16 protein-coding genes are annotated in these 16,069 nt (G+C 39.3%); 6 read left to right on the top strand and 10 right to left on the bottom strand.

Annotation, left to right across the window (positions count from 1 at the left end; all coding sequences use genetic code 11):
* Window positions 1–19 precede the first annotated feature (19 nt).
* From rplI to K7X70_RS13635, 5 genes are all read right to left on the bottom strand, one after another.
* Window positions 20–463 (bottom strand): 50S ribosomal protein L9, encoded by a 444-nt coding sequence (gene rplI, locus K7X70_RS13655; protein ID WP_222537578.1) that lies wholly within the window; start codon window positions 461–463, stop codon window positions 20–22.
* Window positions 464–473: 10 nt separating this feature from the next.
* Window positions 474–737 (bottom strand): 30S ribosomal protein S18, encoded by a 264-nt coding sequence (rpsR, locus tag K7X70_RS13650; RefSeq protein WP_008244392.1) that lies wholly within the window; start codon window positions 735–737, stop codon window positions 474–476.
* Window positions 737–1,099: a 30S ribosomal protein S6 gene (gene rpsF / locus K7X70_RS13645; RefSeq protein WP_062550348.1), complete on the bottom strand. Its 363-nt coding sequence runs from the start codon at window positions 1,097–1,099 to the stop codon at window positions 737–739. Before rpsF ends, rpsR begins: the two co-directional genes overlap by 1 nt.
* Before the next feature lie 82 nt (window positions 1,100–1,181).
* Entirely contained in the window at window positions 1,182–2,420 is a 1,239-nt protein-coding gene (locus tag K7X70_RS13640) for a hypothetical protein (RefSeq protein ID WP_222537577.1), read from the bottom strand.
* A 19-nt stretch (window positions 2,421–2,439) separates the two neighbouring features.
* The gene (locus tag K7X70_RS13635; protein WP_222537576.1) at window positions 2,440–3,672 is read right to left on the bottom strand and encodes a hypothetical protein; all 1,233 of its coding nucleotides are present in this window, start codon (window positions 3,670–3,672) and stop codon (window positions 2,440–2,442) included.
* 141 nt (window positions 3,673–3,813) lie between these two features.
* On the opposite strand from K7X70_RS13635, the gene K7X70_RS13630 reads away from it, so the two are divergent.
* The gene (locus K7X70_RS13630) at window positions 3,814–5,682 is read left to right on the top strand and encodes a DNA polymerase III subunit gamma/tau (protein WP_222537575.1); all 1,869 of its coding nucleotides are present in this window, start codon (window positions 3,814–3,816) and stop codon (window positions 5,680–5,682) included.
* Here K7X70_RS13630 and K7X70_RS13625 read toward each other — a convergent pair.
* The gene (locus K7X70_RS13625; RefSeq protein WP_222537574.1) at window positions 5,660–6,082 is read right to left on the bottom strand and encodes a hypothetical protein; all 423 of its coding nucleotides are present in this window, start codon (window positions 6,080–6,082) and stop codon (window positions 5,660–5,662) included. The two genes, K7X70_RS13630 and K7X70_RS13625, sit on opposite strands and share 23 nt — an antisense overlap.
* 163 nt (window positions 6,083–6,245) lie before the next feature.
* On the opposite strand from K7X70_RS13625, the gene K7X70_RS13620 reads away from it, so the two are divergent.
* The gene (locus tag K7X70_RS13620; protein ID WP_222537573.1) at window positions 6,246–8,309 is read left to right on the top strand and encodes a TonB-dependent receptor; all 2,064 of its coding nucleotides are present in this window, start codon (window positions 6,246–6,248) and stop codon (window positions 8,307–8,309) included.
* Between the two features lie 95 nt (window positions 8,310–8,404).
* Here K7X70_RS13620 and K7X70_RS13615 read toward each other — a convergent pair whose 3' ends face one another.
* A complete protein-coding gene (locus K7X70_RS13615; protein ID WP_222537572.1) occupies window positions 8,405–8,743 on the bottom strand; it encodes a single-stranded DNA-binding protein in 339 nt (112 codons plus the stop codon).
* A gap of 224 nt (window positions 8,744–8,967) precedes the next feature.
* Between K7X70_RS13615 and K7X70_RS13610 the strand changes: the two genes are divergently transcribed.
* Window positions 8,968–9,702: a ThuA domain-containing protein gene (locus K7X70_RS13610; RefSeq protein WP_222537571.1), complete on the top strand. Its 735-nt coding sequence runs from the start codon at window positions 8,968–8,970 to the stop codon at window positions 9,700–9,702.
* Window positions 9,703–9,771: 69 nt separating this feature from the next.
* Here K7X70_RS13610 and K7X70_RS13605 read toward each other — a convergent pair whose 3' ends face one another.
* The 3 genes from K7X70_RS13605 to K7X70_RS13595 form a co-directional block, all read right to left on the bottom strand.
* Window positions 9,772–10,365, bottom strand: coding sequence for an HPP family protein (locus K7X70_RS13605; protein WP_222537570.1), 594 nt, complete (start codon window positions 10,363–10,365; stop codon window positions 9,772–9,774).
* A 235-nt stretch (window positions 10,366–10,600) separates the two neighbouring features.
* Window positions 10,601–11,251: an NAD(P)-dependent oxidoreductase gene (locus tag K7X70_RS13600; protein ID WP_222537569.1), complete on the bottom strand. Its 651-nt coding sequence runs from the start codon at window positions 11,249–11,251 to the stop codon at window positions 10,601–10,603.
* Window positions 11,252–11,312: 61 nt separating this feature from the next.
* Window positions 11,313–11,723 carry an RrF2 family transcriptional regulator gene (locus K7X70_RS13595; protein WP_222537568.1) on the bottom strand — a complete coding sequence of 137 codons (411 nt, stop codon included), beginning with the start codon at window positions 11,721–11,723 and terminating at the stop codon, window positions 11,313–11,315.
* A gap of 110 nt (window positions 11,724–11,833) precedes the next feature.
* Here K7X70_RS13595 and K7X70_RS13590 point away from each other — a divergent pair, with 110 nt between their 5' ends.
* From K7X70_RS13590 to K7X70_RS13580, 3 genes are all read left to right on the top strand, one after another.
* Window positions 11,834–12,868, top strand: a complete 1,035-nt coding sequence (locus tag K7X70_RS13590) for a hypothetical protein (protein ID WP_255607180.1) — start codon at window positions 11,834–11,836, stop codon at window positions 12,866–12,868.
* A 177-nt stretch (window positions 12,869–13,045) separates the two neighbouring features.
* Entirely contained in the window at window positions 13,046–15,361 is a 2,316-nt protein-coding gene (locus K7X70_RS13585; protein ID WP_222537567.1) for a hypothetical protein, read from the top strand.
* A gap of 23 nt (window positions 15,362–15,384) precedes the next feature.
* Window positions 15,385–16,020 (top strand): MarR family winged helix-turn-helix transcriptional regulator, encoded by a 636-nt coding sequence (locus K7X70_RS13580; RefSeq protein WP_222537566.1) that lies wholly within the window; start codon window positions 15,385–15,387, stop codon window positions 16,018–16,020.
* The last annotated feature ends 49 nt before the right edge of the window (window positions 16,021–16,069 follow it).

The following is a 16,069-nucleotide window of genomic DNA, read 5'->3' as shown; positions in this document are numbered from 1 at the left end:
TTATATCGTGCAGATAAGATTACTCAGCTACAACTTCGAAAGGAACTTTAACTTTCACTTCTTTGTGTAAGTTTAAGTTGGCTATGTATTCACCAACAAATTTAGGTTCAGTTTCGAAAGTGATACGGCGACGGTCAACATCAAAACCTTGTTGTTTCAATGCATCAGAAATCATAATAGTGTTTACTGCACCAAAAATCTTTCCTGTTTCACCAGCTTTAGCACCGATAGTTAACTTCACATCTACTAAACGTGCAGCGATACCATCAGCATCTTTCTTAATTTTATCTTGTTTAAAAGCAGCTTGTTTCAAGTTTTCTGCTAATACTTTTTTCGCTGAAGGAGTAGCCAACTGACCGAATCCTTGAGGGATTAAGTAGTTACGACCGTATCCTGGCTTTACATTAACGATATCGTCTTTCTCCCCTAGGGATTTGATATCTTGTTTTAAAATAATTTCCATTTCTCAGCTCCTATTTTAATTGGTCAGCAACAAAAGGTAACAAACCAATATGACGTGAGCGTTTTACCGCTTGTGCCACTTTGCGTTGGAATTTCAATGAAGTACCGGTTAAACGGCGAGGTAAAATTTTACCTTGGTCATTGATGAACTTTAACAAAAAGTTTGCGTCTTTGTAATCAATATATTTAATTCCGTTCTTTTTGAAACGGCAATATTTTTTTCTGTTATCGTCCACTTTTGGAGCAGTAACATATTGTATTTGATCTTTAGCCATTATCCTGCAACCTCCTCTTTCTTAGGTTTTTTGTTAAAAGCACCACTGCGTTTCTTCTCATTATACGCAACCGCATGACGATCTAATCTAATGGTAAGGAAACGTAGAACACGCTCATCACGTTTTAGTTCTAATTCCAATTTACTTACTAATTCACCTGAAGATTTGTATTCTGTAAGGTGGAAGAATCCGCTTGCTTTCTTTTCAATCGGATACGCTAATTTTCTCAAACCCCAATTGTCCTCTTGAACAATCTCGGCTCCGCTATCAGTGATGATTTTGCTGAATTTGGCTAATGCCTCTTTAGCAACCTCTTCTGATAACAACGGGGTTAGAACGATAACAGTTTCGTACTGATTCATTGTTATGATTAATTTATGTTTATTTCCCGCATCAAATACGGGGATGCAAATGTAGCAATTATATATTAAAAATCAAATCATCTTAGTGTTTACCAAACAGATAGTTAAGACCGACACGAAATCTTTGTCGCTCTGCACTATAATAAACGTAGCTAGTCATGGAAGTAGGAACGCTATAACCGGCCAGCAATTCGATTCTTTTATTCAGCACCACTCCTACATTAATAGGAATGGTTAAGTAAAATTTTTCCAGTTCAAGCGGAACCGCAACTTTTCTCATATCATCAGTCAGGATCTCCTTTTCATATTTGAAATTCACCAGATTATTGACTTTTGAATAATTCAGGCCTGCTCCTACACTCACAAAAACCTTTAGGTGATCAGCATTATAAACGTGATAAAGTATGGAAGGGCCGAGTATAAAATTCAACTGATCAAAGGAGTTTCCTCCTGCAGGGCTGCTTACTTCACTGTTACTCTTTACGAAAGCCATTTCTACGCGAAATAACAGTCTTCGGATTGCAGGATTTACAAATAAATCAACACCACCGCTAAACATTGGCGAGAAAGATGTTTTTGATTTTGCATCTGATGAGGCCAGTGGAGTTTCCCCCCGGAACTTCGTATTTGCCATGTCCAGACTAAGTCCAGCAAACCACCTGAATTGCTTATACTTAGACTTAATTCTCTCCTGACCATTAATTAAAGCCACCACCTTAATGAGCTCATCTTCCTCATATTTTAATGTCGACAGTCTACGTTCATTTGGCGGCGTCAACTTGTCATACTTTTGCATCAGGCTTAATAACTGACGGGCATACCTCAGGTTGGTGATGAGCTTTCCAGATTCATCATCTCTATAATATAGCTGCATCACTAATTCTGTAGGAAGAATATCGGTTTTATCTAAGATGTAAAACCTGGTTTTGATGTGGTCCACGTAAGCATATAAAGTCACATTCGGCCCTGATTGCAATACTTGTAGAAAGACAGTATCTCTTCTAGATGCAGTATCCACCAGGGAGGAGATTTTAGAAATTTCAACTGAACCTAAACTGATGTCTACCAGAAAACGTTGGTAGGATACCATATCATCAATGTGCCAGGCTGTACAATCTTTTAACGTGTAAGTCTTAGGGGCTGCTGAATTTAATTCGGTTTTAAAGACAAATGAAGTCGGGTTTTTCAATCCTTCCCTATAATCAATATATCCTTTAAGGGTATCTCCCGCATTTGTCACTAAGTACCCTTTTTGGAAATTAGACTGAGCAATTCCAATGGCAGGAATAGCCATCATTAAGAAAAGAAAAATACGCTTCATATATTATAAATTTTAATCATTAGTATTTACCAAAAAGATAGTTGAATCCAACCCTCATTCGTTGTCTGTACATCCCTATATGTACGTAATCCACCATGTTGGTGGGGAAATTATAGCCTGCAAGGAATTCCATCTTTTTATTCAGTACTACACCCACATGAACAGGAAAAGAAAGGTGTATGGTCCTCATCGTTAATGAATAATCTACTTTAAATTCGTTAAGGGCCCCATCCAAGATCTTATATCCGCTGTGCTTGCTGAAATCAGAAAAATTGATCCCAAATGCTCCACTCATATAAATCTTAAAATTCTCTTTGCTATAAAGGTGGTATAAAATACCTGAGCTCAATGTGGCAGTGAGCATATCAAAGGCATCATATCCTCTTGGACCTGAAACTTCGCTATTGGTTTTAACCAGGCTAAGTTCTGTACGAAACACTAGTTTACGGATAGCCGGATTAACGAAAACATCAACCCCGCCATTAACCATTGGGCTTACAGTTGTCTTTGATTTCGCTTCTTTTGAAGCCAGTCCGGACGATCCTTCAAATTTAGTACGTCCCAGGTCCATATTCAGTCCTGCAAACCATCTTGTTTTAGGAAATTTTGAAGGCGCCAGCTGCTGATCATTGATCACTAGCACGATCCTAATCAGCTCTTTTCTTTGGTAATCTAATATTGAAAGTTTTCTCTCCATAGCCTCCGTCCATTTCCCATATTTCCTGACCAAACTCATTAACTGTCTGACATATTGAATATTGATCATTATTTTACTCGGATCCTTCGGCTGATGAGAAAGCTCTCTGATCAGTTCAACCGGAACTGCATCAGTTTTATCCTGAATGTAAAGCCTTTCTTTAATTCGGTCTGTGTAGCTATAAAGCGTAACATTTGGTCCTTCCTGCAGTACCAGAAGGAAAACACTGTCCGTTCTGAAACTCTTATCTATCTTGTCAGTAAGTTCAGAGAATTCAATTGAAGCCGTAGTGATGTCTACTAAAAAACGTCGATAGGTCGTGTTATCATAATTGATATGGAATTCGGCGCAATCTTTTAGCGTATATACCTTCGTTTCTGTACGACCATTGTCACTAAAACTTACTGAAGTTGGATTGTGTGCCAGTTCCCGGTAATCGATCCAACCTTTCAAGGTATCTTTTTTATTAGTGATCAAATATCCTTTTTGGAAATTGGATTGGGCGTAGCTCAGGAATGGAAGAACCATAAAGAGCCCGAAAAGAAAGCGTCTCATAAATGAAGTTTACGTTATTTGCGCAAATATACATGAAATTTACAATTAAGAAAACATAAAAACCAAAAATTCCAAAGCAGATCATTTTATTTTCCAACAAATCCCCTCTGCTCCATAAAAAATTTATAATTTCGTTGGCGAATGGAGAATTTTATAGTTTCAGCCCGTAAATACCGTCCGGCAACGTTTGAAACCGTTGTTGGTCAACATCACATTACAGGTACACTTAAAAATGCCATCAAGAATAATCAATTAGCTCAGGCTTTTTTATTCTGTGGGCCGAGGGGAGTGGGTAAAACAACTTGCGCAAGGATTCTTGCCAAAACGATCAATTGCACCAATCTGACTCCTGAACAGGAAGCTTGTGGTACTTGTGATTCCTGCGTTTCTTTTCAAACCGGTCATTCTTTTAATTTTCACGAATTAGATGCGGCATCCAACAACTCTGTTGACGACATCCGTAGTCTGATTGAACAGGTACGCATTCCGCCTCAAGCAGGAAAATATAAGATCTATATCATTGATGAGGTACACATGCTTTCGGCAAATGCATTTAATGCCTTTCTGAAAACATTAGAGGAACCGCCATCCTATGCTATATTTATATTAGCTACTACAGAAAAACATAAAATACTTCCAACCATCCTTTCCCGTTGTCAGATTTTTGACTTTAACAGGATTCAGGTGGATGATATTTCCAGCTTACTGAATAAAATTGCAGTACGTGAAAATATCAGTGTAGAAGCAGACGGCCTGCATATTATTGCACAAAAGGCAGACGGTGGATTGAGGGATGCCCTTTCCATGTTTGACCAGATTGTGAGTTACACCAATAAGAACCTAACTTATAAATCGGTAATTGATAACCTGAATATCCTGGATTATGATTACTATTTTAAGCTGACTCAATATTTGCTAAGCGCTGATGTGAGCAATGCCTTGATCCTTTTTGATGAGATCCTGAACAATGGTTTTGATGGAAATAACTTCATCAACGGATTGGCCAGTCACCTAAGAAATTTATTGGTAGCGAAAGATCCGCAAACCACGAAATTATTAGAGGTTAGCGAGAATATTAAACAAAAATACATCAGCCAAAGTCAGCAGACACCTGTTTCCTTTGTATTGACCGCTTTAAACCTTGCCAATCAGTGTGACCTAATTTATAAGAACAGCAAGAACCAGCGACTTCAGGTGGAGCTGGCACTGATCAAGATGTGTCATATTCCATCAGTCCTGCAACTTGCCCAGCAACCTGTACAAAACGCCGCAACTGACCAAAATCAGATTAAAAAAAAAACTAATGTAAGTCCGCCGGCAGCGCCAATGCTATCTCAGGTTTCTGCCGAAACACAAGCATCAACACCAGCGCCTGTAGCTACACCTGCCTCTGTACCCTATCCAACAGCCCAGAGTGTTCCTGTCCTTGCTGAACCGGCGCCGAAACCTGTTCCCGCAGCAGCCCTTAGTGCACCTGTGAAATCTTCCACTGCTCCTACTTCAAAAATTGCTTTAACTCAAAAAATCAGTCTGAATGGCAGCAATACCACTGGTACGTTCATTCCTTCTTTAACAGATATGAATGCCAAATCTGCCGGAGCTGACAGCGATGAACCTAAATATATTAGTGGGGATTCAAGAGAATCTTTTTCGCACGAGCAGTTTTTGAGCTTATGGAATCAATATGCGGAAAATGCAAAAACCGCCGGAAAAATTAACATTTACACCTTAATGATTGGTGCTGAACCACAATTAGAGGGCACAGAACTGATCATCGCCAAGGTCGAACATAAGCTTCAGGAAGGACTTTTACAGGAAGAAATGGTAGATCTGATGAATTTCCTCAGACCACGATTGAAAAACTTCAGCATCTCTGTGAAAACTATTCAGGCAGCACGTGAAGTGGTAAACCGACTATATACCAGTACTGAGAAGTATCAGTTCTTACTTGATAAAAACCCGAAATTAGAGGAACTCCGTCGTAAGTTTAACCTTGACGTAAACCCTTAATTTTCCTAACCTGTTCTGGAGTGTCATTGATGGGATACCCTTCTTCATCAAGATCTTTGCGTTCATCTTCTGCTGTTCTTGCTAGTAATTCATCTTCTGGAGCAAGAGCAACAATCTCTCCGTTATCTATGTGCATACCTGCCTCTTCCAGGTTTTCGCCTATTTGTTCTTCATCATTATACTCGCTTCCAATATAAGGGTTAGCTTCATCATAAGAAGAACTACTATCTTCCCCATTGGGTGCCGAAGTATCATAAGGTAAAGGGTGATCGTAATCTTTTTCTTCCCCTTTTACATCAAATACAAAGCTATTTTTGTCTTTATCATAAGATAAATTGTCAAAATCTTTCGTTTCTCCCAGGTCTGTCGGATGAAGTTTATCCTTTTTTTCTGTACTCATAATGATCAAATTATAACATCATAACGTTATAAAATCTTGAATTGTTTTTTGTTATTTCCATAAAATACGGCTACACTGCTGTTATCAGCTGACAAAAGGAGTTTTACGTTTTCTTAACTGAGGTTTATACTTTCTTTGGGTATAAATTTTAGCTTTGTTTCTGATGAGAATATTTATAGTGGCTTCATTGCTGTTACTTTCTTTTACTGCAGCTGCACAGCAGCAGGATACGACAAAAAAGTTAAAAGAGGTAGAAATCAGACCTTATTTTTCTACACAGCCTTTATTAAGAGCGACGGGCGCTATTGGTTTGGTTGACCGTTCTGTGCTTGACAAGCAAGCAGGAGGTTCTTTGGTAGCTGCGATGAATACGGTTCCTGGAATACGCATGGAAGAACGCTCTCCAGGCAGCTATCGTTTGTCCATACGTGGCAGCTTGCTCCGTTCTCCTTTTGGCGTCAGAAATGTCAAAATCTATTTTGATGAGTTTCCATTGACAGATGCCGGAGGCAACAGCTACTTGAATGCATTAGAAATGAGCGCTCTAAATCGCATTCAAATCCTAAAGGGCCCGCAAAGCAGTCTTTTTGGTGCGAATTCCGGAGGAGTCGTATTGATTCAGCCGCTGCAGCTTAGCGCAGACAGTATATCCGCCATATTAAAACTGGAAACCGGTGCTTATGGTACCTTTCGCCAGAGCTTATCTGCCGGACAGCAATTCAAAAAATACAGCATCAACATCACCCAGGCTTACCAGCGCAGTGACGGTTATCGCGACCATAGTGCCATGGACCGAAAATATTTCCAGATTTCACAACAGCTTGATTATAGTAAGAAAAACAAGCTAAAAGCCTTGATTTTCTATTCTGACCTGCATTACAATACTCCAGGAGGATTGAACATCACACAATACACGGATCGGCCTCAGGCTTCCAGGCCAGCTGCTGGTGCATTGAAAAGTGCTATTGAGCAAAACGCTGGGATTTACAGCAATACCCTTTTCGGTGGCCTCTCCAATGATTGGATCATCAATGATCATTTTAAACATGTGGTTTCCCTATTTTCTTCTTATACCGATTTCAAAAACCCTTTTATCACCAATTACGAGAAGCGGAAAGAGCTGACTTTAGGACTCCGCTCCTATCTGGAATACCAAAAACAAGCAGCCAGTTTTAATTACAGGTTCAATATTGGACTGGAAAGCTCGCAAACCTCCTCTGATATTTTCAATTATAACAATAACATGGGCCAACCTGCTGCATTGAAATCCAGTGATCAATTAAAAGCAGTGTCTAACTTTGCTTTTGCACATTTGAATATTGATTTCCGTAACAAATGGCTGCTGGAATTATCTGCAAGCGGTAATTTATACCAATACACCTATCAAAGCGTTGCTCCTGTAGCCAGTGATCAAAAAACCAACCGCTTTAATTTTCAGCTGATGCCAAGAATTGCCTTATCGTATTTACTGGGACCAGAACTTGCATTGCGCACTACAGTCAGCAAAGGTTATTCTCCGCCCACAATAGCCGAGATCAGGGCTTCAGACCAGATTATAAATGTGGACTTACAACCAGAATATGGTTGGAATCATGAAATCGGCCTTCGTTACCAAAGCACTAACCGCAGGTTCAACATTGACCTGACAGGGTTTTATTATCGTTTGCAAAGTGCCATTGTTCGACGCTTAAATGGGAATGAAAATGAGTATTTCATCAATGCCGGCGGCACCAAACAATGGGGTCTGGAAAGCACTTTCTCTTTATGGCTGGTTCCAGTTAATCCCTCTAAATTCATACGTGGCTTACAGTTCTATAATGCCATTACTTTAAGTAATTTTAAATTCAACCATTATGCAGACAATGCAGCTGATTATTCCGGAAATCAACTGACTGGAGTTCCGAAGCAGGTCATCATCAGCAGTATTGATTGTTATTTCCCCGGGCAATGGTCTGTATTTGCACAGCACAATTACACTTCCAGTGTACCTTTAAACGATGCCAATACTGTTTATGCCAGGAAATACCACCTTGTCCAGGCCAGACTAAACTGGAAGGGCTTAAAGCTAGGTAAATCTGACCTGTCACTATTTACCGGAGCAGATAACCTGCTGAACCAGAAATATAGCCTTGGCAACGACTTGAATGCTGCTGGCGGGCGTTATTATAATGCTGCAGCCGGTAGAAACTTCTATGCCGGCTTATCCTTACAACTGAAAAGAAATTAAACATTTCGGGTGTTGGTTCATCCTCATCCGAAATGCTTAAATTAAACATTTCGGGTGTTGGTTCATCCTCATCCGAAATGCTTTTGTTTTCTTTATCATTCAGTTGCTGTAATCAACTCCAGCTGGTTTACAAAAATCTCTGTGCTAGAGCGCTGTTCCCCTAACTTATCTGTATAAGCCTGCACTTTTAAGCTGCCTTCAATACTGATCCCGACCCCCTTTTTAATAAGTAATTGTGCAAGATCTGCTTTCTTATTCCAGAAAACCAGGTTGATCCATTGCGTCTGACAAACGGCCTCCCCGGTTTGGGTCTTATAAAACTCATTAATGGCCAGACTTACTCTTGCTACCTTCTTTTCCTCGGAAAAATTAACCACTGTAGGATCTCCACCTGCAAGACCTGTGAGGTAAACACTATTTCTAAAATTCTTCATATAATGACAATTCATTAAGGTTCATAACAGTAACCGCTCTGATTACCGATAAGACTAACAACTGCATTATTTAGAAAATTACCAAGCTTTTATTGCTAAAAATTAAATCATTATTAATATTATTTCCTCACAGAAAACAAACCGATGCTAAAAATCTAAGTAAAAGATGAATGCTTGGGGATTATAAAGTATAAATGATATATTAGTCTTCAAGCTCCTTAATTATGTATAGACACCTCAGTTTCGTCCTTTTGGTTATTTTCGCTTTTAACAGTAATTCCAGCGTCTTTGCTCAGCAAAAAAAGGTCCTGATATTTTCTAAAACATCAGGATTTCATCACTCTTCGATTAAAGAAGGTGTTGTCGCTTTACAAAAGATGGCAGTAGCCTATAAATTTACAGCAGATACAACTACGGATGCTCAAAAATTCAATACCCAGAACTTAAAACAATACGCGGCAGTTGTATTCCTGAATACCACCGGTGATGTACTAAATCCTCAGCAGGAAAAAGCATTTGAGGCTTATATCCGTTCGGGAGGTGGCTTTGTTGGAGTGCATGCGGCTACAGATACGGAATTCGACTGGCCATGGTATGGGAAATTAGTTGGTGCTTATTTTGTAAATCACCCTGCACAGCAGTTCGCAAACTTAGAAGTGATCGATCCGAAGACCATTGCTACGGCGCATCTACCCGAGGTATGGAACAGAAAAGACGAATGGTATAACTTTAAGGACATTTCTCCGACTATAAATGTATTACTCAATCTTCAGGAAAGCAGTTATCAGGGAGGCAGCAACGGCCAGCAGCATCCTATGGCATGGTACCATGATTTTGAGGGAGGAAGGGTTTTCTATACCGGACTAGGACATACTGCAGAATCCTATACTGAGCCATTATTCTTACAACATTTATGGGCTGGAATGCAATACGCAATGGGCATCAAAAAAATGAAATGATGTTTTAGGGTAATTTCCGCAGGATCATTATTCCTTCAAGATCGCCCCTAATTCAAGGCCATCTCTATTTTAAGAACTCACCTGCCCCTGTTTAGGATGCTTTCTCTTCCTAAAGATCGGCTTAGCTGGATAATGACGATGCCTCATATTATTGAATACCAGAGCAACTAGAAATAGAATCATAACCCCCGTAAACACAGGGCTGAAAACATATAGGTAACCCATTTCCTTAATTTTCGCACCGCCAGTTACTGCGATTAATGCAGTTGCACCACCTGGTGGATGGAGCGTCTTCGTGATTTGCATCGCTACGATAGAAAGAGAAACGGCTAATGCCCCTGCGATCCAGACTTCATTTGGGATAATTTTCAACATCGTTACCCCAATAATTGCAGAGATGACATGACCACCGATCAGATTTCGAGGCTGTGCAAGCGGACTATTGATAATTCCATAAATCAATACTGAGGAGGCCCCGAATGAACCAATCATAAATAAATTGTCGTTGGCTACCATGTACTGGCTATTCAATAGCCCAATTAAACCAATTCCTATAAATGAGCCAATAAAAGTCAGCACATGCTCTTTGGCATCAATTAAGGTCTCGCGGTACAATACGTACCTTGCTCTTCGATAATGTTTTCTTATAATCTGTCTTGGCATTCGTTATATATTCTCCGCAAAAGTACCAGAATATCAGCTGAAAATCCAGTAACCGAAAAGTCATTATTTCAATCCACACCTCTGCCTTTATATAAAACTCTTTTTCTTAAAAAGAATAAAAGCAATTCAAAAAAAGCCTTTCTCCTGGTTCAGCGCTACATTGCCAGGGGAAAGGCCTTCACATTCCATTCTTAATTGGCTATTATTATTTGAGACATTTGAAATCATCAACTGACTAATAGCCCGCAGTAAATCTCTGTTTTATATGTTGAGGTTGTTCCAATTCATCAACGATGGCAACCGCCAAATCCTGCACAGAAAGTGAGCTTCTTCCAGCTTCATCAAATACTGGATGCTCTGTCCCTATACGGTATTGACCTGTACGTCCCGTAGTAATTCCTGGGTGCATTTCTATTGCCGGACTAAAAAAGGTCCAATCTAATGCTTCTTCATTTTTTAGTACATTCAGGTAATCTCTTGCAGCAGTTGCTCCAGCTTTATAATCCGCCGGAAAATCAGGTCCATCTACCAGTTGAGCACCGTTAATAAATAGACTTCCAGCACCACCGATCACAATTAAACGAGGTACACCAGCATCTTTCACTGCTTTTTGAATGGCTTCTGAGCCCGCTAGAAAATCATCGTAAAGATTTGGATTGGTCCAACCCGCATTAAAAGCACTGATCACTGCATCAGATCCTTTGATGGCTTCTGCTAATTCAACCGTATTCAGGACATCCACCGCTTTCACTGTGAGCTGTGCATTGTTTTCTTTCACCTGAGCAGCGTTTCTTACAATCCCTGTTACCTGGTGACCACGATTTAATAATTCTGTTAATAAGTGTGCCCCTACAAAGCCACTTGCTCCAATTAATGATACTTTCATCTTTTCTATTTTAATTATTATATATTGTAATATTATTTGTTACAGTTATAGGTAAAAAAAATCAAATGAACTGCTTGCTAAAATCAGCTAAAGTTTTCTTAGACAATTCCTGGATTAAAACCTGTTCAGTACTATCATATAACGAATTTAAATGCTGATTGATTTGTTTACCTACCGGGCATTGTGGATTAGGCTCATTTTTAGAAGTTCCTAATAAGTTATTTTGCCGTACAGCGGTGTAAATCTGATCTAAGGTAATGCTATCTGCTGATTTTGACAAGAAACTACCCCCATTTTTACCCTCCTTACTTTCCACAAAACCCTGATTTCTAAGGTTGATTAATTCTTTTCTAACCAGAACAGGATTGATATTGATGCTTCCAGCGATATAATCAGAAGACAGCAAGTCTCCTTTTGCTTTTTCCAGCAAAGTCAGGATATGTAAAGAAATGGCGAATCTTGCGTTGTTCATTCTGTAATTATTTTTATTACAGTACAAAAGTAAATGAATAATTGTTATTTCCAAAAAATATTTTGGATCCATACATAAGTTTAACTTTGCCGCATCTATCAAAATGAATTATGAAGTACTCCTTTTTCCTTTTACGCCTGTGCTTACTCCTTAGTATTGCTTTTTTAGCCTCCTGCTCCCCTTCTGGCAAGGCTGATACTGCTTTCTATTATTGGAAACAAAGTTTCTCCCTGGAGCAACCGCAGCAAGAGATTCTGGAAAAAGTGGCAGGGCATAAACTATATCTCCGTTTTTTTGACATTAAATGGAATGCAAAAGAAAATCGGGCTTATCCGGAAGCAGTCATTCATTTCACACAAGGAATAAATACTTCGCAGGTTATTCCGGTCATTTTTATCACCAACCAGACTTTCGAAAATCTAACCCTACCTGGAATAGATAGTCTGGCGGAACATACACAGCGATTGTTATCCAAACTTAGCATGGATCAACAGCTCAATTACCAACAAGTACAATTTGATTGCGATTGGAGCCTGGGGACAAAAGATAAATACTTTCATTTTCTAAAAACTTTCAAAGCCATTAGTCACAAAAGCCTGGAAGCGACCATTAGATTACACCAAGTCAAATACCAAATCCGAACCGGTGTTCCTCCTGTGGATCGAGGTATATTGATGTTCTATAATATGGGTAAAATTTCGGCTAAGCCGGAAGATCCGAATTCTATTTATAATTCTAAAGATGCAGCAAACTACGTCAGTCATCTTCCTAAATATCTTTTGCCACTGGACATTGCCCTACCCTTATTCTCCTGGTCTATTCACATTAGAAATGGCCAGGTGATCCAGGTCTATGGAAAAATTGGCAAATCAATTCTGTCTGATGTCAATAATTTCGAAGTTACTTCCGACAAACATGTATTTAAAGCCCTTAGAAGTTTCTTTACAGCAGGAGTCTATGTCAAAGCCGGGGATCTTTTCAAACTTGAAGAAACTGATAAAGAACTTTTAGATCAGGCGGCTGAGCAATTGGCCAAACATTTGAGCAAAGATGAAAAAAGAACCATTATCTATTATGAAATTGGCAACTTAGATCCAGCTATGTTTAAAGCAAAAGACCTATTAGAAGTTTCTGCCAGATTTTAAGGAATGGATTATCATCCATTCGTACCTTTATCCCTGCTGAGCAAAAAACACCATTGCATACTAAAAACAACAAGACGATATGATTACCAACGCCAACAATAACGATAATACACAGTACGATCACCTCATTAAAACATCTTAAAATACAATAGCATACTATTACTACTACCAGCTTCTATGAAAACATTAAATTCAGCTACCAAATTATTAAAGCAGTACCTACCAAAAAAGTTCCTGACCCTACTAGGTATCTCCACAGTATCCCTTGCCGGAGTAGTTTGGGCATGTGCAGACTATGGTTATGACGACGATTATTCAAGTTTCAGTCCGGAATCCTTTGTTGCCAAAGAATATACTCCTTTTTTCTATTCTGGTTTCTCCGCTTATTACGGACAAGACTATAATTATAACGACGATAACTCCAACACCCGTTTCAATCAGCAAATTGTAGACGAATGGTATGATTATTTCGGACAAAAACTCAGCAAAGCTGACCTTCAATATCTTTTACTGCGTGCCAGCGAAAAAGGAATTGATTCTGTTTATCAAAATTACAAAGGCAAAATTGCAGTTCTTCCTGATAGCCTGCCACAATTAAAAAAACTAAAAATAAATAAAAAGCAGTTAACGGCCTTCTTTGATTACCTGGACTTGGCAAAGAAAAGCGAGACTTATGCAGCCAGCTATAAAAGTTATTACTATTGGGATGAGAAACAGGAATTCAGTGTGCCTAAAGCATTTGAGATGGACTTGTTACTGGCTTTAAAAAAGGCTAAAGATCCTTTTATTAAGCAACGATTGTGGTTTCAATTGGTTCGCTACTATTATTTTGCAGAAAGAAGCGAAGGTGTAAAACCGCTAAAAGATGCAGCCACCATACAGGCCTTTAATCTCTACAAGGATGTTTTTCCTAAAAACATGATGTATTACAGAACTTTGGGTTATGTAGCGGGCAGGTATTATTATGCGGAAGATTATGCGACTTCCAACTACCTGTTCAGCCTTTGCTATAACTACAGCAGTGAAATGAAGATTCCGGCAAAATGGTCTTTCCGTCCAAATGCGGATGCCGATTGGAAACAGAGTTTAGAGATGGCGAAGACACCCGAAGAAAAAATCACACTTTGGCATTTAATGGGTATCTATTACGATACAGAAAGGGCGATTCCAGAAATCATCGCTTTAGATCCTAAATCAGAAAAATTGGACTTACTGTTGAGCCGGGTAATCAATATTACAGAATCTGGTTTCCGCAATTATTACGGTGGAAAGGAAGATTCGACCTCTATATTAAAGAAAAACACGGCCTTAGTAAGTGGGATTGCTTTAAAAAACAATACCTCAAAACCTTATATCTGGAACCTCGCTGCAGGATACCTGAACTTCATGGACAAAAACTATGAAACTGCAGGGAAATTCTATAAAATGGCAAAAACACAGCTCCCAGCAGATAACAACCTGTTAATGGCACAGTATAAAATCCTGGATTGGGGCTTGTATCTGAGACAACTGAAAAAGATTGATGCAGCTGCAGAAGCTAAAATGATAGAACCGCTAAACTGGTTCGCAAACCTCAGAGATGGGAAAGAGCAAGTCAAAGACCTTAGGTTTTATCAATCGCTAAATGAAAGTATGGGTGTCATTTCCGATCTATATAAAAAACAAGGGGATCTGGTTAAAGCTAATATCTTCAGAAGTTATCATGAGTTTTACACCAATAATCAGCGTATTGAGCAGTTAAAGGCATTAATGCTCAATGAAAAGCAGACCGCCTTTGAGAAAGCGATGCTTCGTTATTATCCATACAAAGTGGAAGATCTTTATTTCTATCAGGCTACGGCACTTGTTTTTCAGGATCAGCCAGAAGCAGCGATTCCATTTTTAGAGAAAAGCGGCCGTCAAACAGATACCTTGCAGGCCAATCCATTCAATATGCGCTTAAATGATTGCCATGATTGCGATCAACAGATGGCACAATCTAAAAAGTTCAAATCACTTGAGCTACTGAGGATGATGAAAAGCATGAAGGCGGAGATTAAAGCAGGTAGAAATGTATACAATAACGCCTATTTATTGGCCAATGCTTATTACAATATTAGTTATTATGGCAATAACCGTGGGTTCTATATTTCCAGTTTAACTGATACTTATGGCAGCAGCGCTTTCAGTGTTCCTGCCCCATTCAGACCAATGTATCTTTCGGGAAAAATAGCCGAAAAGTATTACCTGATGGCAAGAATGGCGACAAAAAACAAAGAACAGCAGGCACGCTGTACCTTTATGGCCAGCAAAGTTGAACGCAATGAAAGTTATAATCGCTCTTTTGATCTTCCAGAAAATAAAGATGCCAATTCCTGGAGTGTAGAAACCAAGGCACTTTATTATGGGCAAAACTTCGCCATGCTGGCAAGACAATATGCTGACACCAGGTTCTACCAGGAAGCAATACAAGAATGCGGTTACTTCCGTCAGTATTTAAACTCGCTGCACTAATTTCAGCAGATGAATTGAAGACTATGAAACCAATTGTAGAACTGATTACGGCATGGGCCGATTATGAAAGCAAGAATCCCGCTGCCAATGCAGCGGAATTCTGCAGTCATTTTTTGATGGATCATAAAGGCCCCGTAGCACCGGATCAAATACCCGCTACGTTGGAGGATAAAGATGTCGATCAGGAATTAGCTACTCTGATCGGCCAATTGAATGCTATTCATGTGGTTTATGCAAAATCCGTACTCAAAGCATTTCCAGGAATTGAACTGGAATGGTTTTACTTCATGAAGGCGATCGCCCGCTATCGTGAAGCGAGGAAATCAGATGTGGTTGCGGCAGTATTCTTTGAACAATCTACCGGCATCGATATCCTCAACAGAATCAAAAAAGCAGGGCTATTGCTAGAGAGAAGTGACCCTTCAGATAAAAGAGCAAAGCTGGTTAAATTGAGTACAAAAGGAGAAAAACTCCTCCAGCTGTTACACACCAGTTTATTCAAAGCGGATCAATTGTTATTCCATGACCTTTCGGCATCGAACAAGAAATTATTGATTAATCTGCTCACAGATACGCAACAAAAACACCATACCTTAATTGCAGAAAACAAGCACAAACAACTAGAAGAACTAAATCTTACGATTTCAGATCAGGAATAGTAAATTGTAAAACTACCCTAATCTGCAGAACCCCTTGTAAACTACACCA

It is taken from the genome of Pedobacter polysacchareus (assembly GCF_019802255.1).
Classification (GTDB): domain Bacteria; phylum Bacteroidota; class Bacteroidia; order Sphingobacteriales; family Sphingobacteriaceae; genus Pedobacter; species Pedobacter polysacchareus.
This window is presented reverse-complemented; position numbering and strand designations above follow the sequence as displayed.

Coding starts and splice junctions, on each gene's coding strand:
- K7X70_RS13620 (WP_222537573.1), top strand. CDS start 6,246: ATGAGAATATTTATAGTGGCTTCATTGCTGTTACTTTCTTTTACTGCA.
- K7X70_RS13625 (WP_222537574.1), bottom strand. CDS start 6,082: ATGAGTACAGAAAAAAAGGATAAACTTCATCCGACAGACCTGGGAGAA.
- K7X70_RS13585 (WP_222537567.1), top strand. CDS start 13,046: ATGAAAACATTAAATTCAGCTACCAAATTATTAAAGCAGTACCTACCA.
- K7X70_RS13595 (WP_222537568.1), bottom strand. CDS start 11,723: ATGAACAACGCAAGATTCGCCATTTCTTTACATATCCTGACTTTGCTG.
- K7X70_RS13590 (WP_255607180.1), top strand. CDS start 11,834: ATGAAGTACTCCTTTTTCCTTTTACGCCTGTGCTTACTCCTTAGTATT.
- rplI (WP_222537578.1), bottom strand. CDS start 463: ATGGAAATTATTTTAAAACAAGATATCAAATCCCTAGGGGAGAAAGAC.
- K7X70_RS13605 (WP_222537570.1), bottom strand. CDS start 10,365: ATGCCAAGACAGATTATAAGAAAACATTATCGAAGAGCAAGGTACGTA.
- K7X70_RS13580 (WP_222537566.1), top strand. CDS start 15,385: ATGAAACCAATTGTAGAACTGATTACGGCATGGGCCGATTATGAAAGC.
- K7X70_RS13630 (WP_222537575.1), top strand. CDS start 3,814: ATGGAGAATTTTATAGTTTCAGCCCGTAAATACCGTCCGGCAACGTTT.
- rpsR (WP_008244392.1), bottom strand. CDS start 737: ATGGCTAAAGATCAAATACAATATGTTACTGCTCCAAAAGTGGACGAT.
- K7X70_RS13640 (WP_222537577.1), bottom strand. CDS start 2,420: ATGAAGCGTATTTTTCTTTTCTTAATGATGGCTATTCCTGCCATTGGA.
- K7X70_RS13635 (WP_222537576.1), bottom strand. CDS start 3,672: ATGAGACGCTTTCTTTTCGGGCTCTTTATGGTTCTTCCATTCCTGAGC.
- K7X70_RS13600 (WP_222537569.1), bottom strand. CDS start 11,251: ATGAAAGTATCATTAATTGGAGCAAGTGGCTTTGTAGGGGCACACTTA.
- rpsF (WP_062550348.1), bottom strand. CDS start 1,099: ATGAATCAGTACGAAACTGTTATCGTTCTAACCCCGTTGTTATCAGAA.
- K7X70_RS13615 (WP_222537572.1), bottom strand. CDS start 8,743: ATGAAGAATTTTAGAAATAGTGTTTACCTCACAGGTCTTGCAGGTGGA.
- K7X70_RS13610 (WP_222537571.1), top strand. CDS start 8,968: ATGTATAGACACCTCAGTTTCGTCCTTTTGGTTATTTTCGCTTTTAAC.